Raw genomic sequence first — 19,133 nt, forward strand, 5'->3', positions numbered from 1 at the left:
CAAAACGCAAGGCCGGTTCTCTGCCGGCCTGTGAATGTGTTAATCCTGCAAAAGCGGCTGAATATCGTGAATGCGCAGGAAACCCAGCTGTTCTGGCGTAATACCGTTGAGCATCAGCGGAATGGCGATATCACTTGGCGCAAGCTGGCTCGCCGGGGCGCTGAACTGCTGGTTCTGCACGTTCACTTCCTGGTAATTTTCGGTCGTGCCCTGCAGCTGCCCCCATTCAACGGTGCCGGTGAAAGAGGGCAGCGCCGTGTTTGATTCGCCATGAATATTGAGCGTGGCCTGCGTGCCATTCGCGGTGGCGCTGATGTTGCTCACCGACATACGCAACATGCCAAGCTGGCTGTTGAGCCGCGCCGGGGTATTGGCGCCCGGCAATAAGTAAACGCCGCTGGCGGATTTCGCATTAAGTGCGTTTTGCTGAGTGATTTTCACGGTCTCTTTTTTCAGCTGCGTCATTTCGCTGTTTAGCGTGCTCACGCTCTGGTGCATCTGGCGCACCTCGCTTTGCGGGGCGCAGGCGCTTAACACCAGTACGCTGGCGGCGGTTAACAGCTTCAGGTAACGTCTTGTCATCATGGAAATTCCTTAAAAATAGCCTCTGCTAAGCGTAGAACGGGCTACCCTTGTTGCCATAGCGATTTATTCTCAAAAACGTTGCGCCTTTGTAGTCCCGGCAGTTCAGGGTAAACTACGGGAAGTTAACTTTGTCTTTCAGGAAGCGCTATGCATTGCCCATTTTGTCTCGCTGTGGACACCAAAGTCATTGATTCCCGCCTGGTAGGCGAAGGTTCCTCGGTTCGCCGCCGCCGCCAGTGTCTGGTCTGCCACGAGCGCTTCACCACCTTTGAAGTGGCGGAACTGGTTATGCCGCGCGTGGTAAAAAGCAATGACGTGCGCGAGCCTTTCAATGAAGACAAGCTGCGCAGCGGCATGCAGAAGGCGCTGGAGAAGCGTCCGGTCAGCTCTGACGACGTGGAAATGGCCATCAACCATATCAAATCGCACCTGCGCGCCACCGGCGAGCGCGAAGTGCCCAGCAAAATGATCGGCAACCTGGTGATGGACCAGCTGAAAAAGCTCGATAAGGTGGCTTATATCCGCTTCGCCTCGGTCTACCGCAGCTTCGAAGATATCCGCGAATTTGGCGAAGAGATCGCCCGCTTACAGGATTAACGCATGTCCGATGAAATTTACATGGCGCGCGCGCTTAAGTTTGCGAGCCGCGGACGCTTTACCACGCATCCTAACCCTAACGTCGGCTGCGTCATTGTTAAGGATGGCGACATCGTCGGCGAGGGGTTTCACCTGCGGGCAGGCGAACCGCATGCAGAAGTGCATGCATTGCGGATGGCTGGGGAGAAAGCGCGAGGCGCGACGGCGTACGTCACGCTTGAGCCCTGCAGTCATCATGGCCGCACGCCGCCCTGCTGCGAAGCGCTGATTGCGGCGGGAGTAACCCGCGTCGTCGCGGCGATGCAAGACCCGAATCCGCAGGTCGCGGGGCGTGGCCTTTATCGCCTGCAACAGGCGGGCGTTGAAGTCAGCCACGGGCTGATGATGAGCGAAGCCGAGCGGCTTAATAAAGGTTTTCTTAAGCGCATGCGCACCGGTTTTCCTTATATTCAGCTGAAGCTTGGCGCGTCGCTCGACGGCCGCACGGCGATGGCGAACGGCGAAAGCCAGTGGATAACCTCACCGCAAGCGCGCCGCGATGTACAGCGTCTGCGCGCGCAGAGCCACGCCATTCTCTCTACCAGCGCAACGGTGCTGGCGGACGACCCGGCGCTGACGGTGCGCCGGGAAGAGCTCGGCGCAGATACGCAGGCGCTTTATCCTCAGGAGAATCTTCGCCAGCCGCTGCGCGTGATTATCGACAGCCATAACCGCGTTACGCCGCAGCATCGCGTTGTGCAGCAGCCGGGAAAAACGTGGCTTGCGCGCACCCGGGCGGATGACGCGCTATGGCCGCAGAGCGTCGAACAGCTGATTGTGCCGGAGCATAACGGCCGCCTCGACCTGGTGCTGCTGATGATGCAGCTTGGCAAGCGGCAGATTAACAGCGTCTGGGTGGAAGCTGGCGCGCAGCTTGCGGGCGCGCTGCTGCAGGCGGGGCTGGTGGATGAGCTTATCGTCTACCTGGCGCCGACGCTGCTGGGCGATAATGCGCGCGGCCTTTTTCAACTGCCAGGCCTTGAGCGGCTTGCCGATGCGCCGCAGTTTGCATTCAACGAGATACGTCCCGTTGGCCCTGATATCTGTCTGCATTTAACGCCTGCGTGAAACCGGTGCGGTAAAACGTAAGCAGTGCTGCAAAGATTATGATAAAATCCGCCCCCCTGCGGGGGCTACATAACCCTAAGGTAAGAGTATGAACATTATTGAAGCTACCGTTGCTGCCCCGGACGCTCGCGTCGCCATCACCATTGCGCGTTTTAACAACTTCATCAACGACAGCCTGCTCGAAGGCGCTGTCGATGCGCTCAAGCGCATCGGCCAGGTAAAAGATGAAAATATCACCGTGGTTTGGGTGCCTGGCGCATATGAACTGCCGCTCGCGGCGCAGGCGCTGGCGAAAACCGGTAAATATGACGCGGTTATCGCGCTCGGTACGGTGATTCGCGGCGGCACCGCCCACTTTGAATATGTGGCAGGCGGCGCCAGCAATGGCCTGGCTCACGTAGCCCAGGAGAGCGAAATCCCGGTAGCCTTTGGCGTACTCACCACTGAAAGTATTGAACAAGCCATCGAACGTGCTGGCACCAAAGCCGGCAACAAAGGCGCCGAAGCGGCGCTGACCGCGCTTGAAATGATTAATGTCCTGAAAGCTATCCAAGCCTGAATTTTGTAAGGGGAATTCCGTGAAACCTGCTGCTCGTCGCCGCGCCCGTGAGTGTGCCGTCCAGGCGCTCTACTCCTGGCAGTTGTCCCAGAACGACATCGCTGATGTTGAATACCAGTTCCTGGCGGAACAGGACGTAAAAGATGTGGACGTCATGTATTTCCGCGAACTGCTCTCCGGGGTGGCGACCAACAGCGCATATCTCGATGGGCTGATGAAGCCTTACCTGTCCCGTCAGCTCGAAGAGCTGGGCCAGGTCGAGAAAGCGGTGCTGCGTATCGCCCTGTTCGAACTCTCTAAACGTGACGATGTGCCCTACAAAGTCGCCATCAACGAAGCGATCGAACTGGCGAAAACCTTCGGCGCTGAAGACAGCCACAAGTTCGTCAACGGCGTTCTCGATAAAGCCGCCCCGCAGATCCGCCCCCACAAAAAGTAATCTCAGGGCCGGTTTTCCGGCCCTTTCTTCTTTTCCTGCTGAGGCATAACGTATGGCTTGCGGCGAATTTTCATTGATTGCTCGCTACTTTGATCGCGTCAGAACGGCCCGCCTGGATGTGGAAACCGGTATTGGCGACGATTGCGCGCTGCTGAACGTGCCGGAAAAACAGACGCTGGCGATAAGCACCGATACGCTGGTTTCGGGCATCCATTTTCTGCCGGATATCGATCCGCGCGATCTGGGCTATAAAGCGCTGGCGGTGAACCTAAGCGATCTGGCCGCCATGGGCGCGACGCCCGCGTGGCTGACGCTCGCGTTGACCTTGCCGGAAGTGGACGAGGCCTGGCTTGCGGCATTCAGCGATAGCCTGTTTGAGCAATTGAGCTATTACGAAATGCAGCTGATTGGCGGCGACACGACCCGCGGCCCGCTCGCCATGACGCTTGGCATTCACGGCCTGGTGCCCGCGGGTCGCGCGCTTAAGCGCGCCGGCGCACGTCCGGGCGACTGGATTTATGTGACCGGCACGCCGGGCGACAGCGCCGCCGGGCTGGCGATTTTACAAAAGCAGCTTCAGGCTGCCGATGCGCAGTGCGCTGATTACCTGGTGCAGCGTCACCTGCGGCCGACGCCGCGCGTGCTGCAGGGCCAGGCGCTACGCGATCGCGCCAGCGCCGCTATCGATCTCTCCGACGGGCTTATCTCTGACCTTGGTCATATCCTTAAGGCGAGCAACTGCGGCGCCCGCGTAGAACTCAACGATCTGCCGTTATCGGAACAGCTGCGCAGCGTGACGACGCTTGAACAGGCACAGCGCTGGGCGCTTTCCGGCGGCGAAGATTATGAACTCTGTTTCACCGTACCGGAGCTTAACCGCGGCGCGCTGGATGTGGCGCTCGGTCATCTGGGCGTGCCGTTTACCTGTATCGGCCAGGTCATGCCGCCTTCGGAAGGCATGCAGTTTGTGCGCGACGGCGAGCCGGTAACACTAAACTGGAAAGGCTATGACCACTTCAAAACCGCTTAAGGATGTGGCGAAAAGCCGCCTGAAACTCAGTAATCCCTGGCATCTGCTGGCGACGGGATTCGGCAGCGGGCTAAGTCCTTGGGTGCCGGGCACCATGGGGTCGCTTGCCGCTATCCCGTTCTGGTATCTGATGACCTTTTTACCCTGGCAGCTTTACTCGCTGGTAATAATGCTAGGCATTAGCCTTGGCGTTTATCTTTGTCATCAGACCGCCAGAGATATGGGCGTGCACGATCATGGCGCCATCGTCTGGGATGAATTTATCGGCATGTGGATAACGCTGATGGCGCTGCCCACTGGCGACTGGCAATGGGTCGCCGCCGGGTTTGTTATTTTCCGCATTCTGGATATGTGGAAGCCGTGGCCGATCCGCTGGTTCGATCGTAACGTGCACGGCGGCATGGGGATCATGGTGGATGATATTGTCGCCGGGGTTATCTCGGCCGGGATCCTCTACTACATTGGCCACCATTGGCCGATTGGCGTCTTCTGAGTTATTCCCCCTCGCCGTCAGGGGAGGGGGAAGGCTTTTTTACCGGAAACCCACCACGGCGTGGCGCTGGTAAGGCATTTCCAGCTCGGCGATTTCACTATCGGTAAGCGTAACATCCACCGCCTGCGCTAATTCTTCAAGCTGCTCTTCGCGCGACGCGCCAATAATCGGCGCGGCGATGCCGGGCTTGCTGAGCACCCAGGCAATCGCCACTTGCGCGCGCGTCAGCCCTTTATCTTCTGCGATGCGTCCCAGACGCTCGGCAATTTGCGCGTCGGTCTGATCATTTTCGTTATAGAGCGTTTTGCCAAATTCATCCGACACCGAGCGAGCCGTGGCTTCGCCCCAGGGGCGGGTCAGACGGCCGCGGGCCAGCGGGCTCCAGGGAATGACCGCCACATTTTCCCGCAGGCAGAGCGGCAGCATCTCCAGCTCTTCCTCACGGTAAATCAGGTTGTAATGATTTTGCATAGTGACGAAGCGCGCCCAGCCGTTGCTCTGCTGAAGCTTCAGCGCCTGCTCAAACTGCTCAGGGTGCATGGAAGAGGCGCCGATATAGCGCGCTTTACCCGCTTTTACCACATCGTTAAGCGCTTCCAGCGTCTCTTCAATCGGCGTGTTGTAGTCCCAGCGGTGAATCTGAAAGAGATCGACATAATCCATGCCGAGCCGCGTGAGGCTGTCATCGATGGAGCGCAGGATCTGCGCGCGTGAAAGCCCTTCCTGTAAGTCCCCCACCTGATGATAAACCTTGGTGGCGACGACCACGTCATCGCGGCGGGCGAAGTCTTTCAGCGCACGACCGAGGATCTCTTCGCTACTGCCGTCGGAATAGCTGTTTGCGGTGTCGAAAAAGTTGATGCCGCTGTTAATGGCATGCTTGATGATAAGGCGGCTGCTCTCTTCGGGAAGCGTCCAGGCGTGCTTGCCGCGATCGGGTTCGCCAAAGGTCATACAGCCAAGGCACAGCCGGGAAACCCTGAGATCCGTTATTCCTAACATGTTGTATTGCATGGTTCCACTCCTGCCATAGGGTAACAAAGGTTACCTTTAAGCATAGCAGGAGCGGAAAGGGGAGGGCGGAAGGGCTCAGGCGAGCCAGGCGCGGATTTTCGCTTCCATACCGGCGGCATCAAGGCCTATCTCCTGACGAGCCTCATCCTGAGTGCCTTGCGGGATGAACCAGTCCGGCAGGCCGATATTGAGCACCGGCACCGGCTTGCGGTGGGCCATCAGCACTTCGTTTACGCCGCTGCCCGCGCCGCCCATGACGGCGTTTTCTTCCACGGTGACCAGCGATGCATGGCGAGAAGCCAGTTCCAGAATTAACGCTTCATCCAGCGGCTTCACAAAGCGCATATCCACAAGCGTAGCGTCGAGCGCCTCGGCCACTTTCGCCGCTTCCGGCAGCAGGGTGCCGAAGTTGAGGATGGCGACTTTCTCGCCCTGACGCTTGATAACCCCTTTGCCAATCGGCAGCTTTTGCAGCGGCTGAAGCGCTACGCCGAGGGCATTGCCGCGCGGGTAACGCACCGCGCTGGGGCCGTCGTTATAGTGGTAGCCAGTGAAAAGCATTTGTCGGCACTCATTTTCATCGCTCGGGGTCATGATGACCATATCCGGCACGCAGCGCAGGAACGAGAGATCGAACGCGCCCTGGTGAGTTTGTCCGTCGGCGCCAACAATACCGGCGCGATCGATAGCGAACAGCACCGGCAGCTTCTGGATAGCGACATCGTGGATAACCTGGTCGTAGGCGCGCTGCAAAAAGGTCGAGTAGATGGCGACAACCGGCTTGTAACCGCCGATGGCGAAGCCCGCCGCCAGCGTTACCGCATGCTGTTCGGCAATCGCCACGTCAAAATACTGGCTCGGGTACTGGCGGGAAAACTCCACCATGCCGGAGCCTTCGCGCATCGCGGGCGTAATGGCCAGCAGCTTGTCGTCTTTCGCCGCTGTTTCACAAAGCCAGTCGCCAAAAATTTTCGAGTAGCTCGGCTGACCGCCGCTGCTTTTCGGCAGCGTGCCGCTTTTCGGGTCGAACTTCGGCACGGCGTGAAACGTGATGGGATCTTTCTCCGCCGGCTCATAGCCACGGCCTTTTTTAGTCATGATATGCAGGAACTGCGGGCCTTTCAGGTCGCGCATGTTCTTGAGGGTGTGCACCAGCCCCAGCACGTCATGGCCATCCACCGGGCCGATATAGTTAAAGCCCAGCTCTTCAAACAGCGTGCCGGGAACCACCATGCCTTTAATATGCTCTTCGGTGCGCTTAAGCAGCTCTTTAATCGGCGGCACGCCGGAGAAGACCTTTTTCCCGCCTTCGCGCAGCGTGGAGTAGAGTTTGCCGGAAAGCAGCTGCGCCAGATGGTTATTGAGCGCGCCGACGTTTTCTGAAATCGACATTTCGTTATCGTTGAGGATAACCAGCATGTTAGGGCGAATATCGCCCGCGTGGTTCATCGCTTCAAACGCCATGCCCGCCGTAATGGCGCCATCGCCAATCACGCAGACGGTACGGCGATCTTTGCCTTCTTTCTCCGCGGCGATAGCCACGCCAATGCCTGCGCTGATGGAGGTGGAAGAGTGGCCGACGCTTAATACGTCATACTCGCTCTCGCCGCGCCACGGGAAGGGGTGCAGACCGCCTTTCTGACGGATGGTGCCGATGCGATCGCGACGCCCGGTAAGAATTTTGTGCGGGTAAGCCTGATGGCCGACATCCCAGATAAGCTGGTCGAATGGCGTGTTGTAAACATAATGCAGCGCCACGGTCAGTTCCACTGCGCCAAGCCCGGAGGCGAAATGGCCGCTGGAGCGGCTCACGCTGTCGAGCAAGTAGCGACGCAGCTCGTCGCACAGCTTCGGCAGGCTCTCTTTAGGCAACAGGCGCAACTCCTGCGTGGCGTTCACCAGTGCCAGGGTCGGGTATTTGGCTGTATCAAAACTCATCAGAGACTCGTTGTGGTGTTTATACGTTATTTATCACGTTGAATTATATAATTCGCTAACGCTTCCAGTGTCGCGGTATTCAGCGACTGTGCGGCCAGGGGTTGCAAGGCCGCGAGGGCTTCATTGCAGAGATCGCGCGCTTTGGCCTGGGCTTGCTCAAGACCCAGCAGGGCGGGGTAGGTGCTTTTGCCAAGTTGCTGATCGGCGCCCTGGCGTTTACCAAGGGTCGCAGTATCCCCCACCACATCCAGAATGTCATCCTGTACCTGGAACGCCAGGCCAATGCTCTGCGCGTAGCGGTCAAGATAAGGCAGCGCTTCACGTCCGGCGTCGCCTGCGCAAAGCGCGCCCATGCGCGCCGCCGCCAGAATCAGCGCCCCGGTTTTGTGGCGATGAATGCGCTCAAGCGCTTCCAGCGATACCTGCTTGCCTTCCGCATCCAGATCCAGCGCCTGGCCGCCGCACATGCCTGCGACGCCGCTCGCGCGGGCCAGTTCAGAGACCATCGCCAGTCGGTCGCGCAGCGCCACGTCGGGCATCGGCGCATCCGTAAGTATAGAAAAAGCGAGCGTTTGCAGCGCGTCACCGGCGAGAATTGCGTTGGCTTCGCCAAATTTAATATGGCAGGTCGGCTGACCGCGGCGCAGGTCGTCATCGTCCATTGCGGGAAGATCGTCGTGCATCAGCGAATAGGCGTGAATGCACTCGACGGCGGCGGCGGGCGCGTCCAGCGCCTGAGGCGATACGTTAAACATCTCGCCAGTGGCGTAAACCAGGAACGGGCGCAGGCGCTTACCGCCTAATAGTGCGCCGTAGTGCATCGCTTCAACCAGTGGACTGTTCTGAAACGGCAGGGGTTCAAGAAAGTGTTGCAGCGCGGCGTTGGCCCGTTCAGCCTGCCGCTTGAGCTGTTGATTAAAATCCATTGAATTACTCAGCGTCCGGAGTGAAAGGCGTCAGCGGCGCCTCTTCGCTGTCAGAGAGCAGGATCTGTACCCGCTGTTCGGCCTGTTGCAGCTTCACCTGCCCCTGGCGCGCCAGCTGCACGCCGCGTTCAAACTCGTTTAACGCCTCTTCCAGCGGCAGATCGCCACTTTCCAGACGGCTGACAATCTGCTCAAGCTCCGCCAGCGCCGTTTCAAAGCTGGCCGGGCGTTCGTTTTTCTTCGGCATAGTGAATGTCTGACTCTTGGGTTAATTATCATCTTCGCAACACTGCATGGTAGCGGAGACGAATTGATTAGCAAATAACGCCTTGTGGGTTGGTTATGTGCGCAGTCGCATCACGATGGTGATATACTTGCGCGCTCACGATGCAAGCGCGATGGTTGCCTTGCGGTACTACTTTCTAAGCCCAAAGGGCTTGCCAACGAATCATAGCCGCCATGAAGTTTATCATTAAATTGTTCCCGGAAATCACCATTAAAAGCCAATCTGTGCGTTTGCGCTTTATTAAAATCCTGACCGGGAACATTCGTAACGTTCTGAAGCCTTACAGCGAAGAGATCGCTGTTGTCCGTCACTGGGACCACATCGAAGTTCGCGCTAAAGATGAAAACCAGCGTCCCGCCGTGCGTGACGCCCTGACCCGCATCCCGGGCATTCACCATATTCTGGAGGTAGAGGATGTTCCCTTTACCGACCTGCACGATATTTTCGAAAAAACGCTCGCCGACTGGCGCGAAAAGCTCCAGAACAAAACCTTCTGCGTGCGCGTAAAGCGTCGCGGCAAGCATGAGTTTAGCTCTATTGAAGTAGAACGCTACGTCGGCGGCGGCCTGAATCAGCATATTGAATCGGCGAAAGTGAAGCTGACGCACCCGGACGTCACCGTGCATCTTGAAATCGAAGACGATCGTCTGCTGCTGGTAAAAGGACGTTACGAAGGGATTGGCGGTTTCCCGATCGGCACGCAGGAAGATGTGATGTCGCTTATCTCCGGCGGCTTCGACTCGGGCGTCTCCAGCTATATGCTGATGCGCCGCGGCTGCCGCGTCCATTATTGCTTCTTTAATCTGGGCGGCGCGGCGCACGAAATCGGCGTGCGTCAGGTCGCGCATTATCTGTGGAGCCGCTTCGGCAGCTCGCACCGCGTTCGCTTTGTCGCCATTAACTTCGAGCCAGTGGTCGGCGAAATTCTGGAGAAAGTGGACGACGGCCAGATGGGCGTGGTGCTCAAGCGCATGATGGTGCGCGCTGCGTCGAAAGTCGCCGAACGCTACGGCGTGCAGGCGCTGGTGACCGGCGAAGCGCTGGGGCAGGTGTCCAGCCAGACGCTGACCAACCTGCGCCTTATCGATAATGTCTCCGATACGCTGATTTTGCGTCCGCTTATTTCGCACGACAAAGAGCATATTATTGATATCGCACGTAAAATCGGCACCGAAGATTTTGCCCGCACCATGCCGGAATATTGCGGCGTGATTTCAAAAAGCCCGACCGTGAAAGCAGTAAAAGCGAAGATTGAAGCGGAAGAGGCGAACTTCGATTTCTCTATCCTCGATAGCGTTGTGGAAAACGCGACTAACGTCGATATTCGTGAAATCGCCGAGCAGACCGAACAGGACGTGGTGGAGGTGGAAACCGTAAACGGTTTTGGCCCTGACGACGCGATTCTGGATATCCGCTCTGTCGACGAACAGGACGACAAGCCGTTGCAAGTAGAAGGGGTGGAGGTGGTCTGCCTGCCGTTCTATAAACTCAGCACTAAATTCGGCGACCTCGACCAGAGCAAAACGTACCTGCTGTGGTGCGAGCGTGGCGTGATGAGCCGCCTGCAGGCGCTCTATCTGCACGAGCAGGGCTTTAAAAACGTGAAAGTGTATCGCCCGTAACGCGTTATGAATGGTCTGTAAAAAAAGCCTCCCTTGCGGAGGCTTTTTTATTAGTCGTGATAATTATAAATGCCGGGCGGCAGCACCAGCTGCGCCGCCACTTCCCGCGCTTTCTCGCGACCCGCCAGCAGATCGATAATCTTCAGCGCGAAATCCATCGCCGTGCCGGGGCCCTGGCTGGTCAGCAGCTTGACGCGGGGGTCCCATACCACGCGTTTATCCATCCACTTCTCTTGCGGAATGCGGTCTTTAAGCCCCGGGAAACCGGTCATGTTGCCGATGGGAAAGAGATCATGCGCAACCAGCACCGTGCCGGCAGCCGCGCAAATGGCGGCGACGAGGCGACCTGAAAGATGGAACTGGCGTACGGTTTCCACCAGCAGCGGACTGTCGCGAAAACATTCCGCCCCTTTCAGCCCGCCCGGCAGAACAATAACGTCATAATCGCCATCCGCGACTTCCACCAGCGGCGCATCCGCCAGCAGCTTCACGCCGCGTGAACAGGTAATGACCCGATCGCCATCACTCGCCACGCTGGCGGTCGTAACGCGAATGCCGCCCCGCACCAGCAGGTCGATGGTGGTGACCGCTTCGGTCTCTTCAGTGCCAGGTGCGAGGCAGATCAGTGCCGATGCGCTCATAATGGTTCTCCTTACGCTTGATGTGTTCATACAGGCGAGTGTTGGCAGGCAGCGTTAGCCCGTGCGCCCGGGCGCGGCGCAACACATAGCCGGTGATATAGTCGATTTCGGTATGCCGCTGTTGGCGCACGTCCTGCAGCATGGAAGAGATGTTCTGCGCGGTGCTCTCCATAACCTGATCCACATAGAAGAACAGGCTTTCGACCGAAGTGTGAAGACCTTCTCTCACCATAACCTGCGCGACCTCTTCGCAAATTTCCCGGATCTCGTCGTGCCGATGACGCAGCTCGCCGTTCGGGCAGTCGTAGAGGGCGGTCAGCGGGTTAATCACGCAGTTTACCGCGAGCTTTTTCCAGCAGGCGGCGCTGATGTCGTTATGCCAGGCCACGTCGGGCAAGGCGCGGTGGAGTTCCACCGCAAGCTGGCTGTAATCCTGACGGCAGGAGGAGGCCGGGCCGATATGGGTAATGCCGTTCGCAACATGAATGATCAGGTTGCCTTCACGGCGCGCAGCGTGGGTGGTTACCCCCATCAGCAGCGGCTGCGCCAGGCTTTTCAGCTCCTCTATCGTGCCCATGCCGTTATGGATGAGCAGCACAGGGCTGCTGGCCGGCAGACGTTCAGCCAGCGCTTTCACCGCGCCGGAGACTTGCCAGGCTTTCAGCGTCACCACCAGCAGGTCGCTCTGCGCCAGAAAATCGGGGTTATTGGCCATCAGCGAGGCGTTGAACACCGTGTTGTCGGTTTCACGCAGGTTTACCTGACAAAAAGGCTGCGGCACCCGCAGCCATCCCTGTACGTCGTGGCCTTGCTTTATCAGCGCGGAAAGCCACAGTTGCCCCAGCGCACCGCACCCCAGTACGGTAATTTTCATTGCTCCTCCCCACCTGCAACGGCGCCAGGCGTTTTATACTGCGTCTATTATAGCGTTGTCGACCAGGCTGCGTCTGGCGGCCCGATTACGGGTTGTTTTATGCAACTTTGCGGGTATTATGCATCGCAACAAAAAGAGAGGGAGAAGAAAACATGCCATCTTTTGATATTGTGTCGGAAGTTGATCTGCAGGAAGTGCGTAACGCGGTGGAAAATGCGACCCGTGAACTGGAAACGCGCTTCGATTTTCGTAACGTGACCGCAAGTTTTGAGTTGAATGACGCCAGCAAGACGATAAAAGTCACGAGCGAGTCCGATTTCCAGGTAAATCAGCTGCTGGATATTCTGCGTGCGAAGCTGCTTAAACGCGGCATTGAAAACAGCTCGCTGGACGTGCCGGAAGAGTTTGTGCACAGCGGTAAAACCTGGAGCGTGGAAGCAAAGCTCAAGCAGGGCATCGAAGCCAGCGTAGCGAAGAAAATCGTTAAGCTGATTAAAGATAGCAAGCTGAAGGTGCAAACCCAGATTCAGGGCGAAGAAATTCGCGTAACGGGTAAATCGCGCGACGACCTTCAGTCAGCCATGGCGCTGGTGCGCGGCGGTAACCTGGGGCAGCCGTTCCAGTTCAAAAACTTCCGCGATTAAGCCAAAGAAAAGGGCGGAAACTCCGCCCTTTTTTATACTCCTTTGACAACCTGTTCGATTTCAAACCGGTTAGTGACTTTACTGTCAATTTTCACGTAAGCGGTGCGCTCCTGCGGCACAATCACCGCCTCGCTCACCCCTTCTTTCTCCAGCAGGCGCCGCTGCAACGCGCTGTCGATTTCAATTCCTTCAGGCAATGCAATGCGCAGGCTGCTGACATAGGGCGGCTCTTTCATGGTAGAACTCACCAGCAGCCAGCATGTCGCCAGCAACGCGCCAATCAGAAACACGGTCTGGGAATCAAAAAGACCGTCAATCCAGCCGCCCAGCGAGCCGCCAATGGCGACGCCGAGAAACTGGCTGGTGGAATAGACGCCCATGGCGGTGCCTTTATAACCCGCCGGCGCTTCCTTGCTGATAAGCGAAGGCAGCAGCGCTTCCATCAGGTTGAAGGCGAGAAAGAAAAGCTGCACGCCCGCCACCAGCTCCCAGAAGTGCGGTCCCGAACCCCAGAGCACGATTTCGGCAATCAGCAGAACCGCTATGCAGAACAGAAATACGCGCTTCATGCGGCGTTTCACTTCGGCGTAAATAATGAAAGGCACGACGGAGACAAAAGAAATCAGCATGGTGCAAAGATAGATTTTCCAGTGCTGAGCGGCGGCGAAACCGGCGGCCTCAAGCTGGCCGGGCAGGGCGACGAATGTCGACATCAGCAGAATATGCAGACACATAATGCCGAAGTTCAGCTTCAGCAGCTGCGGATTCGCCAGCACTTTGGTAAAGCAGCCTTTGACCATCGCGGAGTCGCGGTTCAGCACGTGCGTGGTGCTGTTTGGCACAACCCACAGAGTAAGGGCGATGCCGCAGCTCGCCAGCAGAGCTATCATCCAGAAGAGCGCCTGCAACCCCAGCGCATGAGTAATAATCGGCCCTAACACCATGGCGATAGCGAAGGTAACGCCGAAGCTCACGCCGATAAACGCCATCGCTTTGGTGCGGTTTTGCTCGCGGGTGAGATCGGAAAGCAGAGCCATGACCGCGGCGGCTATCGCGCCGGAGCCCTGGAGCGCGCGCCCGAGGATAACGCCCCAGATAGAATCAGAAAGCGCGGCCAGCACGCTGCCGGCCACAAAAATCGCCAGACCGCCCACAATCAGCGGTTTGCGGCCGATACGGTCGGAAAGCAGGCCGAAGGGGATCTGGAAGATGGCCTGCGCCAGGCCGTAGATGCCAATCGCGAAGCCAATCAGCGCTTCGCTCGCGCCCTGTAACGCCATTCCGTAAGTAGTAAGAACCGGCAGCACCATAAACATGCCGAGCATGCGCAGCGAGAACACCGTCCCTAAACCCCACGTCGCTCGCAGCTCGACGGGCGTCATTTTGTTATCGTTCATTACCACCTCAGATAAAAAGCAGGCCCTAGTGTAGTGCCACGGCGGGGGAGGGTAAATAATCGGTTATTTAGGAAATATTTCAGAGGTTATCTATTGATGCTGCTAATAAAAAAGGGTGCCGAAGCACCCTTTTAGCCGACTGGCGTCTTACCAGACGTAAGTCAGAAGATTATGTGAGTCAGGCACCATAAAATCGACCGACATCATCACGCTAAGCGAAGTGATGGCGACAATGGAGAAGACGAACAGCTTGCGCGCCCACACCTTGTCGTTTTCGGTTTTATAGCCGCGCAGGGCCATACCGAGCCACCAGACGCTCACCGCCGCCGCAACCACCAGATATTTGTAGCCGGCGTAACCGCCAAGCGACAGCATCAGCGTAGCGACAGCAAAAGCGATGATGTAAAGCGTGATATGGTTCTTGGCGACAGAGATACCTTTCACCACCGGCAGAACCGGAATATTCGCCGCCTGATAATCCTTAAAGCGGAAAATCGCGATGGCGTAAGAGTGGGGCATCTGCCACAGGCTGAAGATAGCCAGCAAGATGAGCGCGCCGCTGTCAAACTCATTGGTCACCGCGCAATAGCCAATCACCGGCGGCGCAGCGCCGGAGAGCGAACCAATCAGCGTGCCGTAGACGGAGTGGCGTTTCATATACAGGCTATAAACACCCACATAGACCACGAACCCCATCACCCCCAGCCAGCAGGCCAGGGGATTGGCGCCAAACCACAGCAGCATAAAGCCAGCAATACCCAGCAACGCGGCGTACACCAGCGAGACCTGCGGAGAGATCAGGCCTTTCACCAGCACCCGATTCTTGGTCCTTTCCATCTTGCGATCGATATCGCGATCGATGTAGTTGTTGAACACACAACCCGACGCCACTACCAGCGACACCCCAACCAGCGTGAAGAGGAAGAGGGGATAGTCGATGCTGCCCTTGGAGGCCAGCAGGAACCCCCCGATCACGGAGATCAGGTTGCCGAAAATGATGCCTGGTTTCGTTACTTGCAGGTATTGCTTAAACATACTCGCCGCTCTTAGTGAACCATCATGTTGTAGTTGAGGCTCCACATAATCCAGATTGAGCCTACTACCAGGATGGCGATAATCAGCACGGTAAAGACAAAGGCCACCAGGTTCCAGCGCTCCTCAGAGGAGGTGTTCATGTGCAGGAAGCACACCAGATGAACCAGAATCTGTACCACTGCCGTGACCAGGACGGTACCCAGAATAGCTGTGTGAGACGCAGAGCCATTCATCACCATCCAGAACGGGATGACCGTCAGGATGATGGAGAGGATAAAGCCGGTCAGATAGGTTTTTACGCTGCCGTGATGGGCGCCTGCGTGATCGGTAGAATGACTCATTACATCGCCCCCATCAGATAGACAACAGAGAATACGCAAATCCACACGACGTCCAGGAAGTGCCAGAACAGGCTCAGGCACATCAGGCGGGTGCGGTTCATGCTGTTCAGGCCGCGACGGGAAATCTGGAACATCATCACCGCCATCCAGATAAGACCGGAGGTTACGTGAACGCCGTGGGTGCCGACCAGGGTAAAGAACCCGGACAGGAAGCCGCTGCGGTCAGGACCGAAGCCTTCGGCGATCAGATGATGGAACTCATAAATTTCCATAGCGACGAAGCCTGCGCCAAACAGGAACGTCAGACCGAGCCAGGCCATAACCTGGCTGCGGTTGTCTTTGTTCATGGCGATAACCGCCAGACCATAGGTAATGGAGGAGAACAGCAGCAGGAAAGTTTCAACCAGCACAAACGGCAGCTCGAAAATATCTTTCCCGGTCGGGCCCCCCGCCGTGCCGTTCACAAGAACGGCATAGGTAGCGAACAGCGTTGCAAACAGAATGCAGTCGCTCATCAGGTAGATCCAGAAGCCAAAGACCTTATTGGCTCCCGCATCGTGGTGCCCTACGTCGTGCGCATGGGCTCCAGAGTGTGCAAGTGAATCAGTTGACATTTTTCAGCCCTGCTTTGCTAATTTCATCGAAATGCTGGTTTTCCAGTTTCTCAACGGTAGCGACCGGTACGTAGTAATCCACGTCTTCATCGAAGCTTTTCGCAATCCATGTAACCAGGATACCTACGAAGCCCAGCGCCGCCAGCCACCAGATATGCCAGATCATGGCGAAACCGAAGATGGTGCTGAACAAGCCGATAATCACGCCTGCGCCGCTGTTTTTCGGCATATGAATTTCTTCATAATGCGTCGGTTGCTTATACGCTTCGCCTTTGTTCTTCATTTCCCAGAACGCGTCGCGCTCCTGGATTTCCGGCACTACGGCAAAGTTGTAGAACGGCGGCGGAGAAGAGGTTGCCCACTCCAGCGTACGCGCGCCCCACGGGTCACCAGTCAGGTCACGGTTCTGGTCACGATCGCGAACAGAGGTGTAGATCTGCATGATGATGCTGAAGATACCGCAGGCAATCAGCAGCGCACCGATTTCAGCCACAATCATCAGCGGTTCGAACATCGGATCGATGTCCTGGCTCACGCGACGGGTCATACCCATGAAGCCCATAGCGTACAGCGGCATAAAGGTCACGAAGAAGCCGATGATCCAGAACCAGAAGGCGCGTTTGCCCCAGGTTTCGTTCATGGTGTAACCAAAGGCTTTCGGCCACCAGTAGGTCATACCGGCGAAGCAACCAAACACCACACCACCGATAATCACGTTATGGAAGTGGGCAATCAGGAACAGACTGTTGTGCAGAACGAAGTCTGCGCCTGGTACTGCAAGCAGTACGCCGGTCATACCACCGATGGAGAAGGTGATGATAAAGCCGATGGTCCACAGCATGGCGGAGTGGAACTGAATACGACCCTGGTACATGGTAAACAGCCAGTTGAAGATCTTCACCCCGGTCGGGATGGCGATAATCATCGTGGTGATACCAAAGAAGGCGTTAACGTTCGCACCGCTGCCCATGGTGAAGAAGTGGTGCAGCCACACGATGAACGACAGCACGGTAATCGCGATGGTCGCCCAAACGAGTGAGGTATAACCAAACAGACGCTTTTTGGAGAAGGTCGCGGTAACTTCAGAGAAGACACCGAATACTGGCAGAACCAGAATGTACACTTCCGGATGGCCCCAGGCCCAGATCAGGTTCACGTACATCATCATGTTGCCGCCCATATCATTGGTGAAGAAATGGGTGCCCAGATAGCGGTCCAGGGTCAGCAACGCGATAGTGACGGTCAGGATCGGGAAGGAGACGATAATCAGCACGTTGGTGCAGAGCGCCGCCCAGGTAAATACCGGCATTTTGAACATCGTCATGCCCGGCGCACGCATGCGCAGGATAGTAACGAAGAAGTTAATACCGGTCAGCGTTGTACCGATACCGGAGAGCTGGAGACTCCAGATCCAGTAGTCAACGCCCACGCCTGGACTGTACTCAATGCCCGACAGCGGCGGATAAGCAACCCAACCGGTCTGCGCGAACTCGCCCACACCCAGCGATACGTTCACCAGGATAACCCCAACAACGGTGAACCAGAAGCTCAGGTTGTTCAGGAACGGGAAGGCCACGTCGCGAGCGCCGATTTGCAGCGGCACCACGAGGTTCATCAGACCGATAACGAACGGCATCGCTACGAAGAAGATCATGATAACGCCGTGGGCGGTAAAGATCTGGTCGTAGTGGTGCGGTGGCAAGAAGCCTTGCTCGCCGGCGGAAACCAGCAGCTGCTGGGTACGCATCATGATGGCGTCGGCGAAGCCGCGCACCAGCATAACGATTGCCACGAGGATATACATAATCCCGAGGCGCTTGTGGTCCACGGAGGTGAGCCACTCATTCCACAAATAAGACCACTTACCGAAGTAAGTGAGGCCTGCAACTAACGCCAGTCCCCCGACGAGAATCGCAGCCACCGTAACCATGATAATCGGCTCATGGTACGGGATTGCATCCAGTGTAAGTTTTCCGAACATCGTAATATTCCTCGGCCCCTTAATGAGAGGTTTCCGCTTTGCTCATGTCCATGCCTTCCATACCTTCATGGGACGCGTGTTCCCCTTCCGGCTGGGTCATGTCCATGCTCTTCCCGTGTCCCATGAATTTGTTAATAACATCCTTAAACAAACCCGGTTTGACGCTGGAGAAGTATTCAACCTTGTTGTATTCGCTCGGCGCAGCCAGTTTCTCGTAGGTCGCCATGTCATTGATGGCGTTCGGAGACTGCTTCGCTTTCGCTACCCACTGGTTGAAGGTTTCGGTATCCGGCGTGGCGATGGCCTTAAACTTCATGCCGGAGAAGCCGCGACCGCTATAGTTAGCGGAGATGCCGTTATAGGTGCCGGCTTCGTTGGCGATCAGGTGCAGCTGAGTCTGCATGCCCGCCATCGCGTAGATCTGGCTACCAAGGCGCGGAATAAAGAAGGAGTTCATCACCGAGTTAGAGGTGATTTTGAATTCCACCGGGGTGTTTGCCGGGAAGGCAATCTCATTCACCGTAGCGATACCCTGCTCCGGATAAATGAAGAACCATTTCCAGTCCAGTGCGACCACTTCGATGGTAACCGGCTTCACATCGCTTGCCAGCGGGCGGCTGGGTTCGAGCGAATGCGTAGTTTTCCACGTCAGTACCGCAAGGAAGATGATGATAAGGATAGGAATGGTCCAGACTACAGCTTCAACTTTGTTCGAGTGCGACCAGTTGGGGCTGTATTTAGCGTCCTTATTGGTTGCCCGATATTTCCAGGCAAAGCCAATCGCCATAACGATGGCCGGAATAACGACAATCAACATCAGCCCGAGGGCCGTCAGTATCAGCGAACGTTGCTCCAGTCCAACCTGTCCTTTTGGATTGAGAAGTGCAGAATCGCAACCACTGAGTAATACAGTGCCTGCGAATAATGACAACAATCCCAAACTTTTATTGTATTTCCTGAGTCTCATTTAACGACCTCAATTCAGGGGGCTCTATTGTCGCTTAAAGTGT

21 protein-coding genes are annotated in these 19,133 nt (G+C 56.8%); 8 read left to right on the forward strand and 13 right to left on the reverse strand.

The window, feature by feature from the left end; genetic code table 11:
• Positions 1-39 precede the first annotated feature (39 nt).
• Positions 40-582 (reverse strand): SadB/YajI family lipoprotein, encoded by a 543-nt coding sequence (locus ACU4F7_RS05320; RefSeq protein WP_029592070.1) that lies wholly within the window; start codon positions 580-582, stop codon positions 40-42.
• A 150-nt stretch (positions 583-732) separates the two neighbouring features.
• Between ACU4F7_RS05320 and nrdR the strand changes: the two genes are divergently transcribed.
• The 6 genes from nrdR (at position 733) to pgpA (ending at position 4,810) form a co-directional block, all read left to right on the forward strand.
• Positions 733-1,182, forward strand: coding sequence for a transcriptional regulator NrdR (gene nrdR / locus ACU4F7_RS05325; RefSeq protein ID WP_024552995.1), 450 nt, complete (start codon positions 733-735; stop codon positions 1,180-1,182).
• 3 nt (positions 1,183-1,185) lie between these two features.
• Complete coding sequence (gene ribD, locus ACU4F7_RS05330) at positions 1,186-2,289, forward strand: bifunctional diaminohydroxyphosphoribosylaminopyrimidine deaminase/5-amino-6-(5-phosphoribosylamino)uracil reductase RibD (protein ID WP_481638192.1); 1,104 nt, start codon at positions 1,186-1,188, stop codon at positions 2,287-2,289.
• An 88-nt stretch (positions 2,290-2,377) separates the two neighbouring features.
• Positions 2,378-2,848: a 6,7-dimethyl-8-ribityllumazine synthase gene (gene ribH / locus ACU4F7_RS05335; RefSeq protein ID WP_024557458.1), complete on the forward strand. Its 471-nt coding sequence runs from the start codon at positions 2,378-2,380 to the stop codon at positions 2,846-2,848.
• Positions 2,849-2,867: 19 nt separating this feature from the next.
• Positions 2,868-3,287, forward strand: coding sequence for a transcription antitermination factor NusB (nusB, locus tag ACU4F7_RS05340; RefSeq protein WP_024552992.1), 420 nt, complete (start codon positions 2,868-2,870; stop codon positions 3,285-3,287).
• A 52-nt stretch (positions 3,288-3,339) separates the two neighbouring features.
• A complete protein-coding gene (thiL, locus tag ACU4F7_RS05345) occupies positions 3,340-4,317 on the forward strand; it encodes a thiamine-phosphate kinase (RefSeq protein WP_481638193.1) in 978 nt (325 codons plus the stop codon).
• Entirely contained in the window at positions 4,295-4,810 is a 516-nt protein-coding gene (pgpA, locus tag ACU4F7_RS05350; RefSeq protein WP_029592073.1) for a phosphatidylglycerophosphatase A, read from the forward strand. Before thiL ends, pgpA begins: the two co-directional genes overlap by 23 nt.
• A gap of 39 nt (positions 4,811-4,849) precedes the next feature.
• On the opposite strand, the gene ACU4F7_RS05355 is transcribed toward pgpA, so the two are convergent.
• From ACU4F7_RS05355 to xseB, 4 genes are all read right to left on the reverse strand, one after another.
• Positions 4,850-5,824, reverse strand: a complete 975-nt coding sequence (locus ACU4F7_RS05355) for an aldo/keto reductase (RefSeq protein ID WP_024559801.1) — start codon at positions 5,822-5,824, stop codon at positions 4,850-4,852.
• A 75-nt stretch (positions 5,825-5,899) separates the two neighbouring features.
• On the reverse strand, positions 5,900-7,762 hold the full coding sequence (gene dxs / locus ACU4F7_RS05360) for a 1-deoxy-D-xylulose-5-phosphate synthase (RefSeq protein ID WP_029592075.1): 1,863 nt from the start codon (positions 7,760-7,762) through the stop codon (positions 5,900-5,902).
• A gap of 26 nt (positions 7,763-7,788) precedes the next feature.
• Positions 7,789-8,688 carry a (2E,6E)-farnesyl diphosphate synthase gene (ispA, locus tag ACU4F7_RS05365; protein WP_024557453.1) on the reverse strand — a complete coding sequence of 300 codons (900 nt, stop codon included), beginning with the start codon at positions 8,686-8,688 and terminating at the stop codon, positions 7,789-7,791.
• A gap of 4 nt (positions 8,689-8,692) precedes the next feature.
• Positions 8,693-8,935, reverse strand: a complete 243-nt coding sequence (gene xseB / locus ACU4F7_RS05370) for an exodeoxyribonuclease VII small subunit (protein WP_024552987.1) — start codon at positions 8,933-8,935, stop codon at positions 8,693-8,695.
• A 212-nt stretch (positions 8,936-9,147) separates the two neighbouring features.
• Between xseB and thiI the strand changes: the two genes are divergently transcribed.
• Positions 9,148-10,596 carry a tRNA uracil 4-sulfurtransferase ThiI gene (gene thiI, locus ACU4F7_RS05375; RefSeq protein ID WP_481638194.1) on the forward strand — a complete coding sequence of 483 codons (1,449 nt, stop codon included), beginning with the start codon at positions 9,148-9,150 and terminating at the stop codon, positions 10,594-10,596.
• 50 nt (positions 10,597-10,646) lie between these two features.
• Here thiI and yajL read toward each other — a convergent pair whose 3' ends face one another.
• Positions 10,647-11,237, reverse strand: coding sequence for a protein deglycase YajL (yajL, locus tag ACU4F7_RS05380; RefSeq protein ID WP_048887252.1), 591 nt, complete (start codon positions 11,235-11,237; stop codon positions 10,647-10,649).
• Entirely contained in the window at positions 11,197-12,111 is a 915-nt protein-coding gene (panE, locus tag ACU4F7_RS05385) for a 2-dehydropantoate 2-reductase (RefSeq protein WP_481638195.1), read from the reverse strand. The genes yajL and panE overlap by 41 nt, the downstream gene beginning before the upstream one ends.
• 152 nt (positions 12,112-12,263) lie before the next feature.
• Here panE and ACU4F7_RS05390 point away from each other — a divergent pair, with 152 nt between their 5' ends.
• Positions 12,264-12,755, forward strand: a complete 492-nt coding sequence (locus ACU4F7_RS05390) for a YajQ family cyclic di-GMP-binding protein (RefSeq protein WP_029592079.1) — start codon at positions 12,264-12,266, stop codon at positions 12,753-12,755.
• Between the two features lie 32 nt (positions 12,756-12,787).
• Here the strand turns inward: ACU4F7_RS05390 and ACU4F7_RS05395 are convergent, their stop codons facing one another.
• The 6 genes from ACU4F7_RS05395 to cyoA all read right to left on the reverse strand — a co-directional run bounded on the left by ACU4F7_RS05395 (position 12,788) and on the right by cyoA (position 19,090).
• A complete protein-coding gene (locus ACU4F7_RS05395) occupies positions 12,788-14,152 on the reverse strand; it encodes an MFS transporter (protein ID WP_481638196.1) in 1,365 nt (454 codons plus the stop codon).
• A gap of 147 nt (positions 14,153-14,299) precedes the next feature.
• Positions 14,300-15,187, reverse strand: coding sequence for a heme o synthase (gene cyoE / locus ACU4F7_RS05400; protein ID WP_024552981.1), 888 nt, complete (start codon positions 15,185-15,187; stop codon positions 14,300-14,302).
• 11 nt (positions 15,188-15,198) lie between these two features.
• A complete protein-coding gene (locus ACU4F7_RS05405; RefSeq protein ID WP_024557447.1) occupies positions 15,199-15,528 on the reverse strand; it encodes a cytochrome o ubiquinol oxidase subunit IV in 330 nt (109 codons plus the stop codon).
• Entirely contained in the window at positions 15,528-16,142 is a 615-nt protein-coding gene (locus tag ACU4F7_RS05410; RefSeq protein WP_029592081.1) for a cytochrome o ubiquinol oxidase subunit III, read from the reverse strand. Before ACU4F7_RS05410 ends, ACU4F7_RS05405 begins: the two co-directional genes overlap by 1 nt.
• Positions 16,132-18,123, reverse strand: coding sequence for a cytochrome o ubiquinol oxidase subunit I (gene cyoB / locus ACU4F7_RS05415; RefSeq protein WP_024557445.1), 1,992 nt, complete (start codon positions 18,121-18,123; stop codon positions 16,132-16,134). Before cyoB ends, ACU4F7_RS05410 begins: the two co-directional genes overlap by 11 nt.
• A gap of 19 nt (positions 18,124-18,142) precedes the next feature.
• Positions 18,143-19,090: a cytochrome o ubiquinol oxidase subunit II gene (gene cyoA, locus ACU4F7_RS05420; protein WP_034882051.1), complete on the reverse strand. Its 948-nt coding sequence runs from the start codon at positions 19,088-19,090 to the stop codon at positions 18,143-18,145.
• Between the last annotated feature and the right edge of the window lie 43 nt (positions 19,091-19,133).

Source organism: Franconibacter pulveris (assembly GCF_056780215.1).

What these genes read in the sequence shown, in the direction of transcription:
- nrdR (WP_024552995.1), top strand. Translation starts at nt 733, where the DNA reads ATGCATTGCCCATTTTGTCTCGCTGTGGACACCAAAGTCATTGATTCC.
- dxs (WP_029592075.1), bottom strand. Translation starts at nt 7,762, where the DNA reads ATGAGTTTTGATACAGCCAAATACCCGACCCTGGCACTGGTGAACGCC.
- yajL (WP_048887252.1), bottom strand. Translation starts at nt 11,237, where the DNA reads ATGAGCGCATCGGCACTGATCTGCCTCGCACCTGGCACTGAAGAGACC.
- ACU4F7_RS05320 (WP_029592070.1), bottom strand. Translation starts at nt 582, where the DNA reads ATGACAAGACGTTACCTGAAGCTGTTAACCGCCGCCAGCGTACTGGTG.
- xseB (WP_024552987.1), bottom strand. Translation starts at nt 8,935, where the DNA reads ATGCCGAAGAAAAACGAACGCCCGGCCAGCTTTGAAACGGCGCTGGCG.
- cyoA (WP_034882051.1), bottom strand. Translation starts at nt 19,090, where the DNA reads ATGAGACTCAGGAAATACAATAAAAGTTTGGGATTGTTGTCATTATTC.
- cyoB (WP_024557445.1), bottom strand. Translation starts at nt 18,123, where the DNA reads ATGTTCGGAAAACTTACACTGGATGCAATCCCGTACCATGAGCCGATT.
- pgpA (WP_029592073.1), top strand. Translation starts at nt 4,295, where the DNA reads ATGACCACTTCAAAACCGCTTAAGGATGTGGCGAAAAGCCGCCTGAAA.
- ACU4F7_RS05405 (WP_024557447.1), bottom strand. Translation starts at nt 15,528, where the DNA reads ATGAGTCATTCTACCGATCACGCAGGCGCCCATCACGGCAGCGTAAAA.
- panE (WP_481638195.1), bottom strand. Translation starts at nt 12,111, where the DNA reads ATGAAAATTACCGTACTGGGGTGCGGTGCGCTGGGGCAACTGTGGCTT.
- ACU4F7_RS05395 (WP_481638196.1), bottom strand. Translation starts at nt 14,152, where the DNA reads ATGAACGATAACAAAATGACGCCCGTCGAGCTGCGAGCGACGTGGGGT.
- ACU4F7_RS05355 (WP_024559801.1), bottom strand. Translation starts at nt 5,824, where the DNA reads ATGCAATACAACATGTTAGGAATAACGGATCTCAGGGTTTCCCGGCTG.
- ispA (WP_024557453.1), bottom strand. Translation starts at nt 8,688, where the DNA reads ATGGATTTTAATCAACAGCTCAAGCGGCAGGCTGAACGGGCCAACGCC.
- ACU4F7_RS05390 (WP_029592079.1), top strand. Translation starts at nt 12,264, where the DNA reads ATGCCATCTTTTGATATTGTGTCGGAAGTTGATCTGCAGGAAGTGCGT.
- thiL (WP_481638193.1), top strand. Translation starts at nt 3,340, where the DNA reads ATGGCTTGCGGCGAATTTTCATTGATTGCTCGCTACTTTGATCGCGTC.
- ACU4F7_RS05410 (WP_029592081.1), bottom strand. Translation starts at nt 16,142, where the DNA reads ATGTCAACTGATTCACTTGCACACTCTGGAGCCCATGCGCACGACGTA.
- thiI (WP_481638194.1), top strand. Translation starts at nt 9,148, where the DNA reads ATGAAGTTTATCATTAAATTGTTCCCGGAAATCACCATTAAAAGCCAA.
- cyoE (WP_024552981.1), bottom strand. Translation starts at nt 15,187, where the DNA reads ATGTTTAAGCAATACCTGCAAGTAACGAAACCAGGCATCATTTTCGGC.
- ribH (WP_024557458.1), top strand. Translation starts at nt 2,378, where the DNA reads ATGAACATTATTGAAGCTACCGTTGCTGCCCCGGACGCTCGCGTCGCC.
- ribD (WP_481638192.1), top strand. Translation starts at nt 1,186, where the DNA reads ATGTCCGATGAAATTTACATGGCGCGCGCGCTTAAGTTTGCGAGCCGC.